A 22,815-nucleotide genomic window follows, 5' to 3' on the forward strand; every position below is an offset into this window, starting at 1 on the left:
CTAGAAAGATTCCGCCTTCCCGCGCCGCAAGGACCCTTCCATGGCCTCTCTCAATAGTTTCAACGCCTGCCAGACGCTCGTCGTCGGGAATCGGTCTTATCAATATTTCTCTTTGAGGGCGGCGGAGCAAAACGGGCTTCGAGACGTCTCCCGCCTGCCCTATTCGCTCAAGGTCGTTCTCGAAAATTTGCTGCGCAACGAGGACGGCCGTTCGGTCACCCGGGAGTCGATCGAAACCTTCGCGAAATGGCTCGAGGAGAAAGGCAAGACGGAACGCGAAATCGCCTTCCGGCCGGCGCGCGTGCTGATGCAGGATTTTACTGGCGTGCCGGCGGTCGTCGATCTTGCGGCGATGCGCGACGCCGTCGTCGCGCTCGGCGGGACCGCGCAGAAGATCAATCCGCTTGTGCCCGTCGATCTTGTCATCGACCATTCGGTGATCGTCGACAGCTTCGGCACGCCGCAGGCCTTCGCCCGCAACGTCGAACTCGAATATGAGCGCAATGGCGAGCGCTACCGATTTTTGAAATGGGGCCAGTCGGCGTTCGACAATTTCCGCGTCGTGCCTCCCGGCACCGGCATCTGCCATCAGGTGAATCTGGAATATCTCGGGCAGACCGTCTGGACGCGCACCGAGCGCATCGACGGCAAGACCGTCGAACTCGCCTATCCCGACACGCTGGTCGGCACAGATTCGCATACGACCATGATCAATGGTCTCGCCGTTCTCGGCTGGGGCGTCGGCGGCATCGAGGCCGAGGCCGCGATGCTCGGCCAACCTTTATCGATGCTCGCGCCGGAAGTGATCGGCTTCAAGCTCACCGGCGCGCCGAAGGAAGGCGTGACGGCGACGGACGTCGTCCTGACCGTCACGCAAATGCTGCGCAAAAAGGGCGTGGTCGGAAAGTTCGTGGAGTTCTTTGGCGAAGGGCTTGATCATCTCAGCCTCGCCGATCGCGCGACAATCGCCAATATGGCGCCGGAATATGGCGCCACGTGCGGCTTCTTCCCCATCGATCAGGAGACGCTTTCCTATCTGCGCATGTCGGGGCGCGCCGACGACCGCATCGCGCTGATCGAAGCTTATGCCCAGGCGCAAGGGATGCTGCGCGAGTCCGGCGCTCCTGATCCCGAATTCACCGATACGCTGAGCCTCGATCTTGCGGAGGTGACGCCGTCGCTCGCCGGCCCAAAGCGTCCCGAGAGCCGCGCCGCGCTTTCCGAAGTCGGCTCGGCCTTTCTCGGCGCGCTCGCGAGCGAATATAAGAAGGAAGACGGACTCGGGCAGCGCTATGGCGTCGAAGGCGAAAGTTTTGATCTCGGCCATGGCGACGTCGTCATCGCCGCCATCACCTCCTGCACCAATACGTCCAATCCCAGCGTGCTTATCGGCGCGGGATTGCTGGCGCGCAACGCCGTCGCGCGCGGACTGAAGGCCAAGCCCTGGGTGAAAACCTCGCTCGCCCCGGGCAGTCAGGTCGTCGCGCAATATCTCGCCAAGTCCGGACTGCAGAAATATCTCGACGATCTCGGCTTCAATCTTGTGGGATTTGGCTGCACGACCTGCATCGGCAACTCCGGGCCACTGCCGCCGGCGATCTCCAAGACCATCAATGAGCATGACCTCGTCGCGGCGTCGGTGCTGTCGGGAAACCGCAATTTCGAAGGCCGGGTCAATCCCGACGTCCAGGCGAATTACCTCGCCTCGCCGCCGCTCGTCGTCGCCTATGCGCTCGCGGGCACGATGGCGATTGATCTGACCAAAGAGCCTCTCGGACATGACAGCGCCGGGGCGCCGGTTTATCTGCGCGACATCTGGCCGCCGAATGCGGAAATCGCGACCTTCGTCCGCGATCAGGTGACGCGCAATCTGTTTCGCGAGACCTACGCAAACGTCTTTTCGGGCGACGCGCACTGGCGCGCTGTCGAGGCGCCCAGCAGCGAGACGTACGCGTGGGACGACCAGTCCACCTATGTGCGCGACCCGCCTTATTTCGTTGGTCTGCAGCGCGAGCCCAAGCCTGTGGAAGATATCGTCGGCGCACGCATCCTTGCGCTCTTTGGCGACAAGATCACCACCGATCACATCTCGCCCGCCGGCTCGATCAAGGCGGCTTCGCCCGCCGGCCAATGGCTGATGGAGCATGGCGTCGCGCCCGCCGACTTCAATCAATACGGCACCCGTCGCGGCAATCATGAAGTGATGATGCGCGGCACCTTCGCCAACATCCGCATCAAGAATCACATGATGCGGGATGCGAAAGGCCTCACGCCGGAAGGCGGATTGACCAAGCATTATCCGGGCGGCGAGATCATGCCGATCTATGACGCCGCCATGCGCTACCGAGAGGAGGGCGCGCCGCTGGTCGTCATGGCCGGCGCCGAATATGGCAACGGCTCGTCGCGCGACTGGGCGGCGAAGGGCGCCATGCTGCTTGGGGTTCGCGCGGTGATCGCCAAAAGTTTCGAGCGCATCCACCGCTCCAATCTCGTCGGCATGGGCGTCGTGCCGCTCACCTTTGCGGAGGGGACAGGTTGGGACACGCTCGGACTCAAGGGCGATGAAACCGTCACCATCCATGGCCTGTGCGAGGGGCTTGCGCCACGCAAGACTCTGGTCGCCTCGATCTCATTCCCGGATGGGTCCACCAAGACTGTGCCGCTGCTCGCGCGCATCGATACGCTCGACGAGCTAGAATATTTCAAAAATGGCGGCATCCTTGCCTATGTGTTGCGACAACTCGCCCCTTAGATCTCGACAAAAAACCATTGACTCAGTCGAAGTCCTCCGACAGCGTTGCTGTGCTTTGCGTTGGTTTCCAGCCGTTGCGGTTGCAATGTCTTCAACGCAGCGCTCTACAAAAACAAAAAAGCTCACGACGCGAAGAAGAGGAAAATCAGCATATGAATAAATACGCCCTTACGGCCGTCGCCGCCCTGTTCCTGGGGATGACCGCGCCGTCGTTCGCCTTCGACGCCGGTGTCGGTTTGCGCGCACCGAGCCAGGCGACGCGCATCAGCTGCGACACGCACGCCGAAGACGATCAGGCCGTTTGCGCCAGCAAGTGCGAGGACGCCTATCTTAAGGACCAGCAGGGCTGGACGGCGGACATGAGCAAGATCAAGTCCGCCAAGAAAGCGTGCGACGACAAGTGCGGTTGCCCGCAGAACTCGAAGGGCCTTTAACAGTCCCATTGGTTCGAACAGCGACATAAGGGCGCGCGAGGGATCGCGCGCGCCCTATTCACGTTGGCCAATCAAACGTCGGACAGCCGTCACGCCGCGTCTTCGTGTTCATCAAGGACATGGAAACAACAGGCTTTTAGCGAACCGCGCCGAAGACCGACGAAGCGGCTCGAAATATGGCCCCAGTGATGCGCAATTGACATGAGCGGCCACATACGACATCGTCCGGCCGCTTATTGCGTTATGTGACGCCGTTGCTGTTCCATGGCGGGAGGGGTCGAGCGCAAGCGCAGTCTAGACGCCCAACGGGCAAGTGAAGGAAACGACCAAATGAACAAATACGCCATTATGACGGCGGCTCTCCTTGTCGCCGGCATGATCAGCCCGGCATTCGCGGATTGCGACGTCCACAAAGCGGACGAAGACAAGCAGGCTAAATGCGCTGAGAAATGCGACGACGAGTACCTCGCCCGCAAGATGAATTATGCCTCCAACAAAAGTGAAGTCCTCGCCAATAAGAAGGCCTGTGACGCCGCCTGCGGCTGCCCGCAGAACACCAAGGACAAAGAGTAAAAAGGCCGAGCCTCGCGAGCGAGGTCGGTTGAGACGGGGCGCGCATTCAATGCGCGCCCGTTTTTTTATCAGTCAACCGTATAGACCTTGCCGTCTGGGCCTTTCCAACCGCTGCCCGCTTCATAAAAGCGATATTCCTCGTCGAACAGAACTGTTGAACCGGGCGCGATATATTGCTTGCCCGGGGGATCGGAACTGCGCGGCGCCGTCACATAATGATTGCTCGGCGAACAGCCTTCGGGAAATTTTCCAGCCTCGTCAGGTTTGCATTCGAGATTTGCGCCTTCTGGAAACTCGACCCGCGCATTGAAGAAGATCTCGTAGCCCTTTTCTCCGGTGGCGTGCATCTCGAGGCGCTCGGCCATCGTCTGTTTGAACTCGACGATCTTGAACGGCTTGTCGGCGCGCTGCTTCAGCAAGTTCTCGAAAATCTGCCGCGCATGCGCTTCAGTTGGATTGCAGCCGAACATGCAAAAAGCATTGGCCGGGATCGCCGGTAGCAACGCCAGCAGCATCGCAACGGCGAATGTGATGAAAGCGCCTCGCATGATGTCCTCTCCCTCAGCCTTTATGATTTCGTCGCCCGGCGGCGCGTCTTTTTTAGACTCTAGCATCTTATCGCAGCATTCGCGGCGCGTCTTAAGTCCTAGAGCGCTTCCCGATCACAGGGCATTACGCGGTCGATAAGAAATCGCTCACATTAAAATAGCGGAGCCGCTTCTTATCGAAAAAACCCGTCAACTTTCTCAAAACCTGTTCTAACGGTCGGGCGTCGTCGGATCGCCCCAGAGATCCTTAACCTGATCGAAGTGGATGGCAGGATCATAACCGCCGGGCGTAAGACCGAGCCAGCCCGAAGAAAGCCGCCCGAGCGAAGAGAGCATGGCATAGGAAGCGACGACGCGGTCCCGCTGCGCGAGGACGAGTCCGATGCGCGCGTTGAGCAGCTCCTGCTGCGCATTCAGGATTTCGAGCGTCGTTCGCTGACCGGCCTTGGCTTCTTCGCGCACGCCGTAGAGCGCGCGCTCCGCGGCGGCGATCTGAGTTTGCGCCGCGGCGATCTGCGTTTTGGCCGCTTGCAGGGCGCCCCAATAGGCGCGTACCAGCGACAGAACTTCGGCGCGCGCGACGTCGGCGTCGAGTCGGCGCTTTCCGGCGGTTTCCTTGGCTTGCCGCACGCGAGAGGACGTCAGGCCGCCCTCGTAAATCGGCACGCTGAGACGTCCGCCGACGCTGGCCCCGATGTTGCGGTTGCCGACGCCGACCGTGTCGGTCTGCGTGAAGACATCGCCGACGATCGACAATTTGGGCATGAAGTCCGCCTCGAGCGCCTTGATGTCGAGGTCGGCGGTGTCGGCGTCGTGCAGAGCGGCAAGAACGAAGGGATGTTCGCTCTGGGCGATGCGTTCCGCCTCTTCGCGCGACTTCGGCAGCAATCGGTCGATCGGCGCGCCCGGCGCGAGCTTCGTCGGCTCGACGCCGACCGTCTTGCGATAGACGCCGATGCTGGCGTCGAGCGCGGCGCGCGCGGCGCCGATGAGAGATTTGCCGCCCGCGAGCCGCGCTTCGGCCTGCGCGATGTCGGTCAGCGTGATCTGTCCATATGCGTAACGCTCGCGCGTCTGGCGCAATTGTTCCCTCAGGACGGCGACATTGCTTTCTTGGAGTTTGAGCGCCGCCGTGTCGCGCAAGACGTTCATATAAGCGGCGACCGCGTCAAATAAGACCTGTTGCTCGGTCAGGCGCAGTCGCTCGCGCCCGGCGAAGACGCCAGACTCCGCCGCGCGCGTTTCGTTTCGCGCCTTGAAGCCGTCGAAGATCGGCTGCTCGAACGTCAATTGGGCGGAGCGAGGAACGCTGCCGCCGTTTTGGATGCTCTTCGTGCGGGCTGTGTAGGTGGGGTCGTTGAGATCGACGTCGCGCTGTTGCGTGATGTAGCGGTTGCGCTGCACGCCGAGATAGCCGTCGGCGGAAACGCGCGGCCGCATGCCGGCTTGCGCCTGCGGCACATTCTCATCAATCGCGCGCAGCTCCGCCCTGCCGGCGTTAAGCTGCGGATTGGCGTCATAGGCGCGACGCATCGCGCCCATCAAGGTTTCGGCGTGGGACGCGCCGCCGCTCAGAATGAAGCAGATCAGGACCGAGGCGACGCCGCGCACGCTCACGGTCAGCCCCCGCTTTGTTGCGCGGAAGCTGACTCTGGCGAGCGACAAAAGAACGCGTAAAGGGCCGGCAGAACGACAAGAGTGAGAAGCGTGGCGCTGATCAGGCCGCCGATGACGACCGTCGCGATCGGCTTTTGCACTTCGGCGCCGGTGCTCGTGGCAAGCGCCATCGGCAGAAATCCGAGCGAGGCGACAAGGGCCGTCATCACGACAGGGCGCAGCCGCGTCATCGCGCCTTTGAAGATCGCCTGGCGTTCAGCCATGCCGCCTGCGATCAACTGCGAAATATAGGTGCGCATGACGAGGCCGTTCAGCACAGCGACGCCCGAAAGGGCGATGAAGCCGACCGCGGCCGAGACCGACATCGGCATGCCGCGCAGCCACAGCGCGGCGACGCCGCCGGAAAGCGCCAGCGGCACCGCGGTGAACACCAGCAGCGCGTCGCGCGCCGAGCCGAGCGAGGAGTAGAGCAGCAGAAGAATGAGGAAAAAGCAGATCGGCACGACGAACATCAAACGCGCGCGCGCCGCCGCGAGATTCTCGAACTGGCCGCCCCATGCAATCCAGTAGCCGGGCGGCAGGATAACTTTTGACTCGATTCTCGCCCGCGCCTCATCGACGACGGACGCGATGTCGCGGCCGCGCACATTGGCGGTGACCACGACGCGGCGATGGCCGTTCTCCCGCGAAATTTGGTTCTGCCCGTCCACAATTGAAAATTTCGCGACCTGCTTCAGCAGCACGACCGGCGCGTTGTCGTTCGCCGATCCGGGAAGCGCGACGGGAATGGACTCCAACGCCTGCGCGTCCTCGCGCAAATTGTCCTGCAGCCGGACGACAATAGGGAAGCGGCGATCGCCCTCGAACACCACTCCAGCCCTTTGTCCGCCGATCGCCGCGCCGATCACGTCCTGCACGGCGGCGACGCTGAGGCCAAGCCGCGCGATCGCGCCCTTGTTGACGGCGACATCGAGAATCGGCAATCCGGCCACTTGTTCGACCTTGACGTCGCTCGCGCCCTTGATCGAATTGAGAATGCCGGCGATTTGGTTGGCCGCCTTCAACATGACGTTAAAGTCTTCGCCAAACACTTTTACGGCGATGTCGCCGCGCACGCCGGCGAGCAATTCGTTGAAGCGCAATTGAATGGGCTGCGAGAACTCATAGGCGTTGCCCGGCAGTTGCGCGAGCCGCGCCTCCAATTTTTGAATCAGCGCCGCCTTGTCGAGGCCTGGGTTGGGCCATTTGTCGCGCGGCTTCAACATGATGAACGTGTCGGTCAGGTTCGGCGGCATGGGATCGGTGGCGATCTCGGCCGTGCCGGTCTTGGAGAAGACATAGTCGACTTCGGGAAAACTGCGTAGCGTGCTCTCGATCTCGAACTGCATCGCCTGCGACTGCGTCAGCGACGCGCTGGGAATTCGATTCGCCTGCATCGCGAGGTTCTTTTCGTCGAGCGTCGGCACGAACTCTTCGCCCAGCGTCAAGTAGAGAAGCGCCGCGAGGACGAAGGCGCCCGCGCCCAGCGCGATCGGCTTCAAAGGCGCAGCCATCGCCCATTTCAGAATGGGTTCATATGCGCGCTTGAGGGCGCTCACGACGACGTTTTCGGATTCGCGCACGCGACCTGAAAGCGCAATGGCGATCATCGCCGGAAAGAACGTCAGCGACAGGACGAATTCAGAGGCGAGCGCCATGATGACGGTCATCGCCATCGGATGGAACATTTTGCCTTCGACCCCTGAAAAGGTCAGGATCGGCACATAGACGAGGATGATGATCGCCTGGCCGTAGACGGTCGGCCGCCGCATCTCGACCGCCGAGTCGATCACGGTCGTCAGCCGTTCTTCCAGCGTGAGCGCGCGGCCCAAGGCGCTCTGACGCTGCGAAAGACGGCGCAGGCAGTTCTCGGTGACAATGATGGCCCCGTCGGCGATCAAGCCGAAATCGAGCGCGCCGAGACTCATCAGATTGGCGCTGATCTTTCCGACATGCATGCCGATGCCCAGCAGCAGCATCGTCAGCGGTATGACCATCGCCGTCACGAGCGCCGCGCGAAAATTGTCGAGCATGACAAAGAGCACGAGGATGACGAGCGCGGCGCCCTCAACAAGATTCAGGGCGACCGTTTTGATCGTGGCGTTGACGAGCACGGTGCGGTTCAAGATCGTGCGCACTTCGACGCCGGGCGGTAGCAGCCGCCGGATTTCGTTCATCTTCGCATTGACGGCGCTCGACACTTCACGACTGTTTGCGCCGATCAGCATCAGCGCCGTGCCGATCACCACCTCTTCGCCGTTCATGCTGGCGCTGCCCACGCGCAGCTCGCGTCCGACGCCCACCTCCGCGATATCCTCGACGCGCACGGGGGTGCCGCCTCTCGTCGACACGACGACCTTGGCGATGTCGTCCATGGACTCGAGCCGCCCCGGACTGCGCACGACGAGGCCCTCGCCATTGCGCTCGACGTAGCCTGCGCCGCGGCTGATGTTATTGCGCTCGATAATGCCCGCGAGATCGGCGAAGGACAGTCCGAGAGCGAAGATTTTCGCGGGGTCGGGCTGAACGTGATATTCCTTGACGTAGCCGCCAAGCGAGTCGACGCCGGCGACTCCGGGCACGGTGCGCAACAACGGCCTGATGATCCAATCTTGCACCGTTCGCAGATAGGCGGTCATTTCGACCAAGTTGCGAAGTCTCTGCCCCTCCGGCGTCAGATAATCGCCATTGCTCTGCCAGCCTGGCTTTCCGTCCGGCGCCGGTTCGTCCCCGCCTCGCGGCGCGTAGGCGACGGACCACATGTAGATCTCTGACAGCCCGGTGGCGACCGGGCCCATATGCGACTCTACGGCGGGTGGAAAATACTCCTTGGCGAGCGTGAGGCGTTCACCGACCTGTTGGCGGGCGAAATAAATATCGACGCTGTCGCCGAAGACGGCGGTCACCTGGGCGAAGCCGTTGCGGGAAAGCGAGCGGGTATATTCGAGCCCAGGTATTCCCGCGATGGCGTTCTCGATCGGATAGGTGACCTGTTTTTCGATCTCGAAGGCGGAAAGCGCCGGTCCGAAGGCGTTGATCTGAACCTGGTTATTCGTGATGTCCGGCACCGCGTCGATCGGCAATCGCATCAGCGACCAGACGCCAAGCGGCACGGCGAACGCCGTCAGCAACACCACGAGCCACCGGCTTCGGACCGATAAGGCGATGAGATTTTTGATCATCGACGGCAACTGGCGGTCGAAGGCGCTACTGCGGCGCCCAGTCGCAGCGTCGTGGAGAAAAACAGGCCGCCGGCGCGCATCATTCCTCCGGAATGCTTTGCTTGCCGAGCTCCGCCTTCAGCAGAAAGGCATTGGAGACGGCGATCTCCTCTCCCGCGCTCAGGCCGGAAACGACTTCGACCGAGTCATCATCGCCACGTCCCAACTCGATTTCGCGCTTGATAAAGCCAGCGGAAGTCCGAACGAAGACATTGGGTTTGCCGTCGACGATCATCACCGCGGAGCGTGGAATCTCGAGTTTCACCTGGGTCTCCTTGAGCGAGATATCCGCTTCCAGCAGGCTGCCCGGCCGCAGCGCGAAATCGGGGTTCGCAAAGCGCGCCAGGACTTGGCCTGAACGCGTCTCGCGCGTGATCAGCGCGTTGACATAAGTGATCTTGCCTTCGAACCCGCGACCTTCCGCGTTTTGCAGCCGAACCTCCTGGCCCTCGCGCAACAGGCCGAGATCGGCGGCGGGCACCGCAAGTTCGACCTCTACGACAGAGAGATCCGCGATGACGTAGAGTTCCTTCGCCTGACCTTCCCCGCCGACGGGCTGGCCGACGCTGACCAGACGCTCGATGACGCGCCCGGAGATCGGCGCGTGGATCTCCTTGCGGCGAAGGTCCGCAATCGCCTGGGAGGGCAGGGCGGAGATCTCCTGCTCGCTCATGTCCAGCGCAGCGAGTTTCTGCCGTGCAAGATCGAGCTTCACTTTGGCTTCCATGAAGACCGCTTTTGCCTTCAGAAACAGCTGCTCCGCAGTGATTTTCTTCTCGAACAGTCCTTTTTCGCGTTGAAAAAGCACGTTCTGCAGATCGAAATTCGCCGTTGCGGCGAGATACTCGCTTTTTGCTTCGGCCACTTCGCGGGAGTCGATAATCGCGATGGTTTCGCCGCGCGCGACCTGGTCTCCAAGACGCTTGCGCATCTCTTCGACGACGCCTGAGACCTTTGCCGCGACGCGCGCGATTCTGTCCGGATCGGGCTTGACGGCGGCAGGCGCCGTGATCCGCCGCGTAATCACGCCAGGGCCGACCGTCGCCATCGCGATCTTGGACGTTTCGATCTGAGCGGCGGAAAGCCGGACTTCGCCGTCGGCGGACTCGGGCGGAATCGTCTCGCTTTGGCGGTCAGGCGCAACGCGGCTGCGCATGGCGCCAAAGAGCGACGGCAGCGCGGCGCCAATCGCCAGGCTCGCGAGAACGGCAAGAACCAGAACGGACCTATAACGGGTCATAATCGCGAAGTCAGCTCCGTCACGAGCGGTCTGCAGGGCGTAGCATTGGCGCGCCGCTCGAGCCATGGGCCGCCGCGGCGCGAGAGGGGGATATCGCGCGTTCGGCGTTGATTCATTTTTCTTTAAAGGAGTTGGCTGGCCCGGTCCATGCGGCGGCTCGCGGCTGTTTCGCACATGCCGCAGTTTTCAAAAAGAAAAGCCCGGCCAAAAGGCCGGGCTTCTATTTTCGTGGAGTTTGCCGCTTTGCCGTTGGCTCAGTATTTGGCGAGCACCGGGGCCGACGGCGCGCTGAACCAGTTCAGCCGATAGTTGAGGCCGACGCGCGCCACATGGAAGCGTGTCTGAACGCTCGTCGTCGCGCTGTTGAAGAACGGCGCAGATGCCGAGCCGAAAATCGTCGAAAACGTCGTCGTGCCCAGACCGAAGGTCGTCAAGGTCGTGCGGCCGAGGTCGACATAGTCATATTCCAGCTTGAACGACCAGTTTGGGAACATCAGCGGCGCATATTCGAAACCGCCGCCGACGGTCCAGCCGGTCTTGACGTTGTTGTACGACGCGCGGCCGAAGGCGCCGGAGCTGATGCTGTTGGGCGCAAAGAAGAAGCCCTGAACCCCCCTTACCGAGCCATAGTCAAAGTTGGTTCCGGCTTGGCCGTAAGCGAAGCCGCCGGTGGCGTAGAACATCAGGTTCGGCATCAGCGGCGCGACGCCGACGCGCCCGCGAACCGTGCCCCACCAATCGACATGGCTGTTGAAGGAGCCAGCGCCTGCATAAGCACTCGACAGCACGACTCCGACTGGAGCGGCTGGCGTCGTCACGCCCGGACCCCAGCCGCTGTTGGTGGTCTGAATTCCGGCGCCTTGGAAGTCCGTCTCCACTCCGACGATCAACCAGGGATTGAACTGATAATTGTAGCCAATCTGGCCGCCGCCGATCACGCCGCTGAGGTTGGTCTGCCGCTGCCAAGCCACGCCGCCGAAGATTGGAGTTCCCAGCGCAGAGTGAATGTTCTCGCGGGTCCACTGCTTGTCGGCGTTGCCGAATGCGCCGCCGATGTTGACGCCGCCGTAGATGCCCGTCCAAGTGAACGGCGGCGGCATGAATGGCGGGGGACCCTTATAATGCGGAAGGTCGGCAGCGAGCGCGGATCCGGCGGCGAGCGCTAGCGCGAGGCCGGCGGCGACAGGCAATTTGGTCATGAGTGACCCCCTCTACAGTAAATTTCAGTTCCTGCGGCCCCTAAGATCGCCGCTTCTGCGACAATGCGCCGATACGTTCAGGATTACGTTGGAACCATTTCAAAGGTCAATCAAAACGCTGCGGTTTTAGACGTTCACAGGCGCGTTTCCTAAAGGACGTGACCAATATGCAACAGCGAAAGATTCGATTTCGCCACGTCTTCACGCGCGCATTTTTATGAATCGCCGCGCTCTCTGCGCAATCGATCCCAGTAGTCGATGCGTTTGGCGATCTCGCGCTCGAATCCGCGCTCGACCGGTCTGTAGAACTTCTGCCGCGAGAGCGAGTCTGGCCAGTAGTTCTGGCCCGAGAAGGCCTCAGGCGAATCATGGTCATATTCGTAGTTCGCGCCATAGCCCTCTTCGCGCATCATTTTCGTCGGCGCGTTGAGGATGACCTTCGGCGGCATCAGGGAGCCCTTCTCCTCCGCGATGCGCTGCGCGCGCTTGAAGGCGACATAGGCGGCGTTGGATTTGGGCGCGGTCGCCACATAGATCACCGCCTGCGCCAGCGCGAGTTCACCCTCGGGGCTGCCGAGGAAATCATAGGCGTCCTTGGCGGCGTTGGCGACGACGAGCGCTTGCGGATCGGCCAAGCCGATGTCTTCGACCGCCATGCGCACGATGCGGCGTGCGAGAAACAGCGGATCCTCGCCGGCGGCGAGCATGCGCGCGAGATAGTAGAGCGCGGCGTCGGGATCCGAACCGCGGACGCATTTGTGCAATGCGCTGATGAGATTGTAGTGGCCTTCCTGCGCCTTGTCGTAGATCGGCGCGCGGCGCTGCACGATGTCGACGAGCCCCGTCCGATCGAAGATCTCGCCGGGCTTTGCGGCGCGCCAGATTTCCTCGGCGAGCGTCAAGGCCGCGCGGCCATCGCCGTCGGCCATGCCGACAAGCGCTTCGCGCGCGTCGGGTTCGAGCGGCAATGGTTTGGCTTCGGCGTTTTCGGCGCGTTTGAGCAGCTGTTCGATCGCCGCTTCATCGAGCGCCTTGAAGGTCATCACGCGGGCGCGCGAGAGCAGCGCGGCGTTGAGTTCAAAGGAGGGGTTTTCGGTCGTCGCGCCGATGAGCGTGATCGTGCCGTCTTCCATCACCGGCAGGAAGGAATCCTGTTGCGCGCGATTGAAGCGGTGAATCTCGTCGACGAAGAGCAGGGTCCCCTGGCCGGCCGCGCGTCTGGCGCGCGCCGCCTCGAATGTCTTCTTCAGATCGGCGACGCCGGAAAAGATCGCCGAAATCTGCACGAAGGCGAGCTTGGTTTCATGCGCGAGAAGCCGCGCGACCGTGGTTTTGCCGGTGCCCGGCGGCCCCCAGAAGATGAGCGAACCGAGCGCGCCGGCGCGGGTGAGCCGCGTCAGCGCGCCTTCGGATCCAAGCAGATGATCCTGTCCCGCCACCTCATCGAGACGCGTCGGCCGCAGCCTGTCGGCGAGCGGACGCGGCGCGTCGTCTTCAAGCTTCGCGGCTTGGAACAGATCGGACATGGTCACTGATTAACATAGCGGGGCGGCTCGCTTGCGAGAATCTCTGGCGCCGAAGAAAAGGGCGCGCGTCGCAAACGTGGAGGAACGCGCGCCGTGGCGGCCGGGACGCTCCCAGCCCCGAGTTTGATGAAGACTGTCCTGATCAGATTCTCGACTACTGAAGCGGAGCCGTTAACCCTCGATTAACCTTGCCGCAAGTATTACGATTCAGTGAATGAATTTCGGGCCGGGATCTCATTCGTTAAGCTTCGCGTGCACAGCGTCGATATCAACCAAAAACTGGACCGTCGCACATGCGCAAAATCGCTTTCGTCACCCAGAAGGGCGGCGCCGGCAAGAGCACGCTCGCCAGCAGCGTCGCCGTCGCCGCGCGCCAGGCTGGGGAACGCGTATTCATCATTGATCTCGACCCGCTGCAAACACTGGTCAAATGGTCGCGCGCGCGCAGGGCCGCCGACATTCCGGTCGAACATGTGCCGCCGGCGAAGCTGAGCAAGGCGCTTGCCGCGCTCGCGGCAAAGGGCGTGACGCTCGCCATTATCGATGCGCCAGGCCAGGAGGGCGACTATCTTTCGGCGGCCGTGCGCGTCGCGGATCTTTGCGTCATTCCGGCGCGCCCCAACGCCTTCGATCTGTGGGCGTCGGAAGCAACTCGCATGCGCGTGAAGGAGAAAGGCAAGGATTACGCCTTTCTGCTCAACCAATGTCCGCCCGCGCAACAGAGCGCGCGCGTCGAACTCGGGGCCAAGGCGCTGCAGGAGATGGGGGGCCTTCTCGCGCCGCTCGTTTCATCGCGCGTCGATTATCAGGAAGCGGCGAGGCTCGGGCGAGGGGTCGGCGAATATAACCCCGACGGCGTCGCGGCCGAGGAGATGCGGGAGCTCTGGGCCTCGATCAAGCGCAGATTGAAAAAGCCCGCGAACGCGTCCAAGACGGCGTCAGCGAAGCCGACGAAGGCGATCAGGAACGCCGCCTGATCGTCATCGAAGAGAAGCGCGCGAGAGAACCGCGCCGCGCATGATCGGGGCGCTTGCGCTACCCGATCTCCACGATTCGCGCGCTGTGGTGGATGACCTCCGCCTTGTCTCCGACGGACTTGCCCATCAGCGCCTTTGCGAGCGGCGCGACATAGGGAATGAGCCCCTTGGTCGGATCGGCTTCGTCTTCGCCGACGAGCCGGAAGCTGCGGCGTTCGCCGTCCTCGAGTTCGACGACGACGCGATGGCCGAACCGCACATGCGAATGATCGGCGATCGCCCGGATGACTTCGGCGCTGGCGCGACGCGCCGACCAATAGCGCAGATCGCGCTGCGCCAGCGCGAGCGCGTGATTGTCTTCGCTCGCCGTCGCGCGTTCGATTTCCTTCTGCAGGCGCGTAAGCTCGGCTTCAATCTGTTCGAGGCCCTCGGGCGTGACCAGATTGCGGTGCGGACTGACCGGCCGGTCAGGCATGTCCTCGCGCGGATTGTCGTCGTCCTGTTCTTTCGTAAAAGCCGAACTCATGCGCTTTTGACCTTTCGTTCGCCGCGCCGATGCGGCGAGCGTCCCTTAACAAAAATAATCGGCCCAAGCGGGCCGTCACGGGCATTAGAGCCGAGACGGGCGCGCTTGTCGAGAAATTGACGTCGCAATGCGACGATTCGCGCGCGCTTCCGAAGGCTTAGCTTGGCGGCTCAAAGCCCGAGATCGCGCGATTTCGCCAGCGGCTGTCGACCGTATAGGAAAGCGACACGCGCTCAGGGTCGCGCGTATTCCAGGCGTCCTCGGCCATGCGCACTTTCTGCGTGGCGTGAAGGGCGGCAGGGGCGGTCGCGACACGGGCGGTCCTCGTCTTTTGAACGACGATCTTACCACCTTAGAGCGGAAGATGCCGGCCCATGTCGATGACGACGCGTCCGCGAATCGCTCCTCCAACGATCGAGCGGGCCCGATCCAGCGCCGCATCGAAGGGGATGATCTCGCTCATGGCGTCGATTGTGGAGGGATCGAGATCCTGCGCGATTCGGGTCCACGCCGCCCGCCGCAAGCCGATGCGCGGGCGCACGCTTTCGACGCCGAGCAGCGAGACGCCGCGCAGAATGAAAGGCGCGACATTCGCCGGAAGCTCCATGCCGCCGACATTGCCGCAGGCGGCGACGGCCCCATCGAAGCGAGTCTGCGCAAGAAGATTGGCGAGAGTGACGCCGCCGACAGTGTCGACGCCGACGGCGAAGCGCTGCTTTTGCAGCGGCTTTCCGAGAGCGGACAATTCGTCGCGGCCGATGATTTCTGACGCGCCCAGGCGTTTGAGATAGGCGTCTTGGCTCGCCTGTCCGGTGACGGCGACGACGCGCCAGCCAGCCTTGGCGAGCAATGCGACGGCGAAAGAGCCGACGCCCCCCGTCGCGCCGGTCACCACCGCGAGCCCGTCCTCGGGCCGGGCGCCATGGCGCTCCAGCGCAAGCACGCAGAACAGAGCGGTCAGTCCCGCGGTGCCAACCGCCATTGCGCGCGCCGGCGTTAGCGGCGGCGGCAGTTTCGCGAGCCAATCGCCCGCTAGCCGCGCCTTTTCCGCAAAGCCTCCATAATGCGCTTCGCCCAGGCCGCACGCCGTCGCAACGACGATGTCGCCTGACGCAAAATCCGGATGCGCGGAGCGCGTGACGCGGCCCGCGAGATCGACGCCGGGGATCATTGGGAAGCGACGCACCACCGGTCCCTTGCCGGTGACCGCGAGACCGTCCTTGTAGTTGATCGCCGAGAAAGCGACGTCAACATCGACATCGCCCTCCATCAGATCGCGCTCACGCATCACGACGTAATTGGCGTGTTGGCCGTGTTCGTCTTTGTCGATGCGAATGGCCCTGAAGTCAGTCATGTGGCTGCGCCTCCGCCGTTGGCGACAAACCAGCGCTTTTTAGCGGAGAAAAGAAGACAAAAAAAAAGAAAACATGAGGCGCTCTCGGCGGTAAAGTCCGAAATTCTGATTGATCAACTATGCAGAATTGGGCAGCGCCAATAGTGCATAATATTACTTGATGCAGTCGCACTATTCTGTTACGCAGTCAACAAGTAACGGCAGGGCGACGGTTCTATGCAACAAAGCATTGACCAAGGGCGGCGGGGGCGGCGTCCGTCTCAACAGGAAGTGGTGAGCAATCCGATGAATCAAGCCAACAACATTGAACTCGCGGCTGACATCGTCTCCGCCTATGTGAGCAACAACTCCGTTCCCGCCGGAGAGTTGCCCGGGCTTATCAATGAAGTCTACAGCGCCCTGTTGCGCGTTGGCGCGGGCTCCGCGGCCGCGCCCGCCGAGCCGCCGAAACCGGCGATTCCCGTCAAGCGTTCGGTGACCAATGATTACATCATCTGCCTTGAGGACGGGAAGAAGTTCAAGTCGCTGAAGCGTCATCTGCGCACGCAATATGGTCTGTCGCCCGAAGACTATCGTGAGAAGTGGGGCCTCCCGGCCGACTATCCGATGGTTGCGCCCAACTACGCCAAGGCGCGGTCTAATCTCGCCAAGCAGATGGGGCTCGGCCAGCAGCGCCGGCGTCGGGGCAAATAAAAAGACGGCCAAAACGGCCGCCTTTTCTCCAATTGACCTGAAAACTGCGGCGCGCGCTGTCGCGCCAGGTCAGCGACGCCCCGCGGTTCAGGTCTCTTCGTCAGTTTCGATATCGCCGTCGATCAATCCGGCGACATCGTCGTCGGATTCTTCTTCCTCGAGGAAGGTGTCGTCTTCGGCGTCGTCTGCTTCGATCTCCACATCATCTTCGACATCGATCGATTCCGCCACCGTCTCCGTCTCCTCGACTTCTTCGAGCGACACGGTTTCGGGGCTCTCCTTTTCGAGTTCGCTCTCTTCTTCTTCTTGTTGCGCGCGCGCCGCCGCGCGCGTCAGCGCCACAACCTGATAAATCGCGCCGCATTTCGGACAGGCGATCGGGTCCTTGTTAAAGTCGTAAAACTTCGTCCCGCAGGACTGACATTGGCGTTTGGCGCCGAGTTCGGGTTTGGCCACGGTCGATTGGTCCTCGAGAAGCAGCGTGGGAACGCCCCGCCTGTATTGAGAGACTGTTTGGGCGCTCCGGTTAGTGGCGTCCCGCCTCGCTGTCAAATGGGAAATGCATTGTCTGCGCGCCCATTGCCAAGCGCCGCACAGATTGGCATAGAATCACGGTCACGCGGGTGTAGCTCAATGGTAGAGCAGCAGCCTTCCAAGCTGAATACGAGGGTTCGATTCCCTTCACCCGCTCCAAAATCCCTTCCGGTGAATTTTTCCCAGCGTGAGCGATTACGGCCCGCCATTCTTTTGCGTTCGGCCGCGCCTTGCCCGCTGCGACAGCCTCTACGGCCTCCTGTTCAGAGTCTCGCCAATGCGCGAATCGACCTTGCCGTTTACCAATGACGCGCAAAGGCGCGCCGTGCAAAGCTGCCGCAACGTTAAGACGCCGCGCGCGCGAACGCCGCCCCGCCTCGTCCAAGCGTCCCAGAGAAGGACATGGCGTTAAGCGTTCTTGTATGTCTGCGCCGCGTTCCTCGTGTCGACGCTGCCGATGAGGCGCTGGAAGGTCGCGGAAACTCGCCGGAACGCAACGCCAACTGAGATCGACCACCGATTCGTGCCTGCTGCGTTCCCGGTTGATCCCAAAGCTTAACCGCAAGACGCCAAACCGCCTAATCTTGGCCGTTGACAGAAGGGCCGAAACGAGTCCGCCGGCGACTCTTTCGCCAAAAGCGCGTGCGACGCCATCGACGGGCCGTTCTCGCAAGTTCTGGCGTTTCGTTTCGCCCGCGCGTCCATATATTGTTGGAACAGAGCATGACTCGGCGAGAGTCAGCGATTCGGGCGCGATTCGTTCGCAGGCTGTTCAGAAGGTAAAGTCGCGCCCTGCTCTAAGTTTCGATATGAAACGAAGGCGCGCTGCGGAGCGCGTCAGGCAGCAAAGAACAAAATGACAGTCGCGCCGTCTTATCCGACGAGCCGCGCCGCCCCCCGCGCAAGGCCGTTCGACAGGGGCGTGGCGGCGGTGCTCGGCCCCACCAACACCGGCAAGACGCATCACGCCATCGAGCGTATGTTGTCCTTTCCCTCCGGCGTCATTGGGTTGCCGCTGCGCCTGCTCGCTCGTGAGGTCTATAATCGCGTCGCCGAACGTGTCGGCGTGGACAGTGTCGCGCTCATCACCGGCGAGGAAAAAATTAAGCCCCGTGCGCCGGCCTATTGGGTCGCGACGGTTGAAGCGATGCCGCGCGACGTCCCGGCGGATTTCGTCGCGATCGACGAAATCCAGCTCGCCGCCGATCTCGACCGCGGCCACATTTTCACCGACCGGCTGCTCCACTGGCGCGGACGCCAGGAGACTCTCCTGATCGGCGCGGCCACGATGGCGCCGCTCGTTACGGAGCTCTTTCCTGGCGCACCGATCTTTACGCGCCCGAGGCTGTCAAAACTTTCTTTCGCCGGCGACAAGAAAATCTCGAGGCTGCCGCCGCGCACCGCCATCGTCGCCTTTTCAGCCGAAGAGGTTTACGCGATCGCGGAACTGATCAAGCGCCAGCGCGGCGGGGCGGCCGTCGTGCTCGGCGTGCTGTCGCCGCGCACGCGCAACGCGCAGATCGAGCTCTATCAGGGCGGCGACGTCGATTACATCGTCGCGACGGACGCCATCGGCATGGGCCTCAATCTCGACGTCGATCATGTCGCCTTCGCCGCCGATCGCAAATTCGACGGAATACGCCATCGCAGGCTGACGCCGGCGGAATTTGGACAGATCGCCGGCAGAGCGGGGCGCCATATGAGCGACGGCTTTTTTGGCGCGACCGGCCGCTGCCCGCCCTTCGACGAGGAGTTGATCGAGGCTTTGGAGGACCACCGCTTCGATCCGGTGAAGACGCTGCAATGGCGCACCAGCGCCCTCGATTTTTCTTCGATCGACGCGTTGATGCATTCTCTCGACCAGGTCCCGGCGCATCCGGATCTGGTGCGCGCCCGGGTCGCAGACGATCAAAGGGCGCTTGAAGCGGCGAGCCGTGATGAAATCGCGCAGCGCAACGCCAAGACGACAGCCGATGTCGCGCGGCTCTGGGAAGCCTGCCAAATCCCCGACTACCGCAAGACTTCGCCCGCCGCTCACGCCGAGCTCGCGCTGGCCATATTCGCGTTCATCGCCCGGCGCGGCAAGATCCCCGAGGACTGGATGGCGCGGCAGATCGAAGCGGTCGACCGCATCGACGGCGACATCGCGACGCTGTCGAACCGCCTCGCGCAAGTGCGTACCGCAAGTTTTATCGCCAACCGTTCCGGCTGGCTTGACGACTCTCAGCATTGGCAGAGCGTCGCGCGTCGGGTAGAGGACAGCATATCCGACGCGTTGCACGACAGACTGACGCAGCGTTTCGTCGACCGCCGCACCAGCGTGCTGGCGCGCCGCTTAAGAGAGAACGCGATGCTTGAAGCCGAAATCAACGCCGCCGGCGACGTTCTGGTCGAGGGCCAGCATGTCGGAAGCCTCCAGGGATTTCGCTTTACGCCGGATCCCGGCGCGGCGGGCGAAGCGGCCAAGACGTTGAACGCCGCGGCGCAGAAGGCGCTTGCTGGAGAATTCGAGGCGCGGGCGACTCGGGTGTTCGACGCGGTCGACGACGCCTTCGCGCTCGGCAATGACGGCCTGATTCGCTGGCTCGGCGAACCTGTGGGGAAAATCGCCTCCGGCGCCGGCGTGCTGACGCCGACGACGCGCGTGCTTGCCGACGAGCAGCTGACGGGACCGGCTCTGGAGAAGGTCAAGCAGCGCCTCGACCTCTGGCTCGCGCAACATGTCAAGAAGCTGCTGGGGCCGCTCGAGCAGCTGGAGAAGGGCGAAGGCTTGGAAGGGGTGACGCGCGGCGTCGCCTTTCAGCTCGCCGAAGAATTGGGCGTGCTGGACCGCGCGCGCGTCGCCAAGGACGTGAAGGCTTTCTCCCAGGAGGACCGCGCTGCGCTGCGCAAGCTCGGCGTGCGGTTCGGCGCCTATCACATCTATCTGCCCGCGCTTCTCAAGCCCGCGCCGCGCGCGCTCTCGGCGCTGCTTTGGGCCCTGCATCACGGCGGTCTCGAAAACGTGAGGGGTCTTGAGGAAGTCCCGCATCTGGCGGCCTCCGGACGCACCTCCTTCGCCGCCGACGCTTCGATCCCCAAAGGCTTTTATCGCGCCGCCGGCTTTCGAGTGTGCGGCGAGCGCGTCGTTCGCGTCGACATTCTCGAACGTCTCGCCGATCTCATTCGGCCGGCGATCGCCTACCGTCCGGGGCTCACCGCGGGCGAGCCGCCGCCCGGCGCGGCCGACGCCGACGGCTTCGTCGTCACCGTCGCGATGACCTCGCTCACGGGCTGTTCCGGCGAGGCTTTTTCCTCGATCCTGAAGTCGCTCGGCTACGCTTCGACGCAGCGTCCAGGGCCTGCGATTACGGTAGCGATCGTGCCCGCGGCTGCGATGGAGCCGGTGACGCCAAAGACCGCGGCCAAGCCAGCGGAAGCCGCGAGCGAGGATATTCAGGCCGAAAGCGCCGCCGCCGAGGCGCCCGCCGCCGCGGAAGCGGAAATCGCTCTCGCGTCGCAGACGGCGACCTCGGAGGAGGCGCTGGTCGAGACGCCTGCCGTTGAAGAGCCGGCGACAGAGGCGCCGGCGTCCGTCGCCGTCGAAGAAAGCGCCGAGGCGCGCGAAGAAGAGGCGACAGCGACCGAAGTGCAGGAAGAGCCCGCCTTGGAAGCTGCGCCCGCCAAAGCCGCGCCGACCGAGCCGGAATCCATCGAAATCTGGCGTCCGCAGCGCCACGTTCATGCCGCTCCGCGTCCCCGTGAGGCCGGCGCGCATCGGCAGGCGCCCGGTCAGGGCGCTGAGGACAACAAGCAACAGAGGCCGCCGCGCCGCGACCAGCGGCCCGGCAACGCTCCGGGCAAGGAGGGGCGTCCGGCCGGAAAGCCGCGCTTCGAGGGCCGCCCGCCGCGCGATGACGCCCGCGCCCGGCGTCCTGCAGGCTTTGCCGCGCCGGAGCGGCGCGAGCGCCAGCCCGATCCGGATTCGCCCTTCGCCAAGCTTGCGGCTCTCAAGGCCGAGCTTGAGAAGAAAGGCAAATAGCAGCGCTTGCGCTTCTGCCCTTAGCTTCGCCATCGTATTGCCAATAGTCGGGCGGACAATTATTGCTGCCCGGGGGCGGGCGCGGCCGAGTGCTAGAGGGGCTTATGAAGAAGATTCTGCCCGTTATTATGTGCGGCGGATCGGGGACGCGGGTGTGGCCCGAGTCGCGCGAGACGTTTCCCAAGCAGTTCATTCCGCTCGTCGGGGAGCGCTCCACCTTCCAGACGACGATCGCGATGCTGGCCGACCCGGCGTTCGAACGGCCAATCGTCGTCTCCAATTTGGAATACCGCTTCCTCGTCGCCGACCAGCTGCGCGAGATCGGCGCGGAGGCCGACGTCGTGCTGGAGCCGTCGCGCCGCGACTCGGGTCCGGCGGTCGCCGTCGCGGCGGGCCTCGCCGCGCGCCGCGCGCCCGACACCATTGTCGTCGTGCTTGCCGCAGACCATGTCGTGCGCGACACGCAAGGCCTCGTCGATCTGTGCAAGCGAGCGAGCGCCGCTGCCGCCGAAGGCTATATCGTCACGCTTGGCGTCAAGCCGGACGGCCCCGCGACGGGATACGGCTATCTGCGCCCCGGCGCGCCGCTCGAGACCTGTTGCGAGGTCTACAAACTCGACGCTTTTGTCGAGAAGCCGGACCGCGCCACGGCGCAGGACTATGTCGACGCAGGCTATCTCTGGAACAGCGGCAACTTCATTTTTCGCGCCGACGTCATGCAGTCGGAGATCGCGCAGTTCGAGCCCGGCATTTTCGCCGCCGCCGAGGCCGCGATCGAAGCGGCCCGCCAGGACCTCGGCTTCATGATTTTGAACGCCGAGGCCTTCGCGCATGCGCCGAAGAAATCGATCGACTACGCGGTGATGGAGAAGACCGACAAGGCGGCGCTGATTCCGGCCGACATCGGCTGGTCCGACGTCGGCACCTGGCGCGCCGTGTGGGAATTGTCGGAGCGCGACGAAAACGGCAATTCGGTGCGCGGCCATGGCGTCGTGATGGATGCGCGCAACGTCCATGTGCGCTCAGAGGACACGCTGACGACGGTGGTCGGCGTCGACGACATCATCGTCGTGACGACGCAGGACGCCGTGCTGGTGCTCAGCCATGAGCATGGCGATCAGGTCAAACAGCTCGTTGAGCAGCTGCGCAGCGAAAACCGGCGCGAAGCGGGCGAGCACAAGCGCATTTTTCGGCCGTGGGGATACTATCAAGGGATCGACGAAGGCCAGCGCTATCAGGTGAAGCGCATCGTCGTGAAGCCCGGCCAACGCCTGTCGCTGCAGAAGCATTTCCACCGCGCCGAACATTGGATCGTCGTGCGCGGCACGGCGGAGGTCGGCCGTGACGAGGAAATTCATCTCGTCCATGAGAACGAGTCGATCTATCTGCCGATTGGCAGCAAGCACCGCCTGACCAATCCCGGCAAGATCGATCTGGAGCTGATCGAAGTGCAGACGGGCTCCTATCTTGGCGAAGACGATATCGTCCGCTTCGAAGACGCCTATAATCGCGGGTAGTCGACGCGCGCCAACTTTGCAAAAATCACCGTAGCGGCCGGCGT

Annotated in this window: 17 protein-coding genes and 1 tRNA gene; 8 read left to right on the forward strand and 10 right to left on the reverse strand. The window is 63.0% G+C overall.

Annotation, left to right across the window (positions count from 1 at the left end; translation table 11 throughout):
* Window positions 1–40 precede the first annotated feature (40 nt).
* The 3 genes from acnA to A3OO_RS0103615 all read left to right on the forward strand — a co-directional run bounded on the left by acnA (window position 41) and on the right by A3OO_RS0103615 (window position 3,759).
* On the forward strand, window positions 41–2,752 hold the full coding sequence (acnA, locus tag A3OO_RS0103600; protein ID WP_018406470.1) for an aconitate hydratase AcnA: 2,712 nt from the start codon (window positions 41–43) through the stop codon (window positions 2,750–2,752).
* Between the two features lie 17 nt (window positions 2,753–2,769).
* The gene (locus A3OO_RS0103605) at window positions 2,770–3,186 is read left to right on the forward strand and encodes a hypothetical protein (protein ID WP_245257095.1); all 417 of its coding nucleotides are present in this window, start codon (window positions 2,770–2,772) and stop codon (window positions 3,184–3,186) included.
* 330 nt (window positions 3,187–3,516) lie between these two features.
* Window positions 3,517–3,759 (forward strand): hypothetical protein, encoded by a 243-nt coding sequence (locus tag A3OO_RS0103615; protein ID WP_018406473.1) that lies wholly within the window; start codon window positions 3,517–3,519, stop codon window positions 3,757–3,759.
* Between the two features lie 68 nt (window positions 3,760–3,827).
* Here the strand turns inward: A3OO_RS0103615 and A3OO_RS0103620 are convergent, their stop codons facing one another.
* The 6 genes from A3OO_RS0103620 to A3OO_RS0103645 form a co-directional block, all read right to left on the reverse strand.
* Entirely contained in the window at window positions 3,828–4,307 is a 480-nt protein-coding gene (locus A3OO_RS0103620) for a hypothetical protein (RefSeq protein WP_026222661.1), read from the reverse strand.
* Between the two features lie 210 nt (window positions 4,308–4,517).
* Complete coding sequence (locus tag A3OO_RS0103625) at window positions 4,518–5,924, reverse strand: TolC family outer membrane protein (RefSeq protein ID WP_040573353.1); 1,407 nt, start codon at window positions 5,922–5,924, stop codon at window positions 4,518–4,520.
* A 2-nt stretch (window positions 5,925–5,926) separates the two neighbouring features.
* Window positions 5,927–9,145 (reverse strand): efflux RND transporter permease subunit, encoded by a 3,219-nt coding sequence (locus A3OO_RS0103630; RefSeq protein WP_018406476.1) that lies wholly within the window; start codon window positions 9,143–9,145, stop codon window positions 5,927–5,929.
* Window positions 9,146–9,224: 79 nt separating this feature from the next.
* Window positions 9,225–10,424, reverse strand: a complete 1,200-nt coding sequence (locus tag A3OO_RS0103635; protein WP_018406477.1) for an efflux RND transporter periplasmic adaptor subunit — start codon at window positions 10,422–10,424, stop codon at window positions 9,225–9,227.
* 254 nt (window positions 10,425–10,678) lie between these two features.
* Complete coding sequence (locus A3OO_RS0103640) at window positions 10,679–11,623, reverse strand: outer membrane protein (RefSeq protein WP_018406478.1); 945 nt, start codon at window positions 11,621–11,623, stop codon at window positions 10,679–10,681.
* 215 nt (window positions 11,624–11,838) lie between these two features.
* A complete protein-coding gene (locus A3OO_RS0103645) occupies window positions 11,839–13,149 on the reverse strand; it encodes a replication-associated recombination protein A (RefSeq protein ID WP_018406479.1) in 1,311 nt (436 codons plus the stop codon).
* A 293-nt stretch (window positions 13,150–13,442) separates the two neighbouring features.
* Here A3OO_RS0103645 and A3OO_RS0103650 point away from each other — a divergent pair, with 293 nt between their 5' ends.
* Window positions 13,443–14,126, forward strand: coding sequence for a ParA family protein (locus A3OO_RS0103650; protein ID WP_018406480.1), 684 nt, complete (start codon window positions 13,443–13,445; stop codon window positions 14,124–14,126).
* A gap of 58 nt (window positions 14,127–14,184) precedes the next feature.
* Here the strand turns inward: A3OO_RS0103650 and greA are convergent, their stop codons facing one another.
* The 3 genes from greA to A3OO_RS0103670 all read right to left on the reverse strand — a co-directional run bounded on the left by greA (window position 14,185) and on the right by A3OO_RS0103670 (window position 16,006).
* Window positions 14,185–14,652, reverse strand: coding sequence for a transcription elongation factor GreA (gene greA, locus A3OO_RS0103655; RefSeq protein WP_018406481.1), 468 nt, complete (start codon window positions 14,650–14,652; stop codon window positions 14,185–14,187).
* Window positions 14,653–14,809: 157 nt separating this feature from the next.
* Complete coding sequence (locus tag A3OO_RS24195; RefSeq protein ID WP_245257096.1) at window positions 14,810–14,920, reverse strand: DUF1348 family protein; 111 nt, start codon at window positions 14,918–14,920, stop codon at window positions 14,810–14,812.
* A gap of 84 nt (window positions 14,921–15,004) precedes the next feature.
* A complete protein-coding gene (locus tag A3OO_RS0103670) occupies window positions 15,005–16,006 on the reverse strand; it encodes an MDR family oxidoreductase (RefSeq protein WP_018406484.1) in 1,002 nt (333 codons plus the stop codon).
* Between the two features lie 285 nt (window positions 16,007–16,291).
* Between A3OO_RS0103670 and A3OO_RS0103675 the strand changes: the two genes are divergently transcribed.
* Window positions 16,292–16,699, forward strand: a complete 408-nt coding sequence (locus A3OO_RS0103675; RefSeq protein WP_018406485.1) for a Ros/MucR family transcriptional regulator — start codon at window positions 16,292–16,294, stop codon at window positions 16,697–16,699.
* Between the two features lie 87 nt (window positions 16,700–16,786).
* Here the strand turns inward: A3OO_RS0103675 and A3OO_RS0103680 are convergent, their stop codons facing one another.
* Window positions 16,787–17,155 carry a TIGR02300 family protein gene (locus A3OO_RS0103680; protein ID WP_020561381.1) on the reverse strand — a complete coding sequence of 123 codons (369 nt, stop codon included), beginning with the start codon at window positions 17,153–17,155 and terminating at the stop codon, window positions 16,787–16,789.
* Between the two features lie 163 nt (window positions 17,156–17,318).
* On the opposite strand from A3OO_RS0103680, the gene A3OO_RS0103685 reads away from it, so the two are divergent.
* The 3 genes from A3OO_RS0103685 (at window position 17,319) to A3OO_RS0103695 (ending at window position 22,771) form a co-directional block, all read left to right on the forward strand.
* Window positions 17,319–17,392: transfer RNA gene (locus A3OO_RS0103685), tRNA-Gly, on the forward strand.
* Window positions 17,393–18,089: 697 nt separating this feature from the next.
* Window positions 18,090–21,254: a helicase-related protein gene (locus tag A3OO_RS0103690; RefSeq protein ID WP_018406487.1), complete on the forward strand. Its 3,165-nt coding sequence runs from the start codon at window positions 18,090–18,092 to the stop codon at window positions 21,252–21,254.
* Window positions 21,255–21,358: 104 nt separating this feature from the next.
* On the forward strand, window positions 21,359–22,771 hold the full coding sequence (locus A3OO_RS0103695; RefSeq protein ID WP_018406488.1) for a mannose-1-phosphate guanylyltransferase/mannose-6-phosphate isomerase: 1,413 nt from the start codon (window positions 21,359–21,361) through the stop codon (window positions 22,769–22,771).
* The last annotated feature ends 44 nt before the right edge of the window (window positions 22,772–22,815 follow it).

Source organism: Methylocystis rosea SV97 (assembly GCF_000372845.1).
In the GTDB taxonomy this organism is placed as follows: domain Bacteria; phylum Pseudomonadota; class Alphaproteobacteria; order Rhizobiales; family Beijerinckiaceae; genus Methylocystis; species Methylocystis rosea.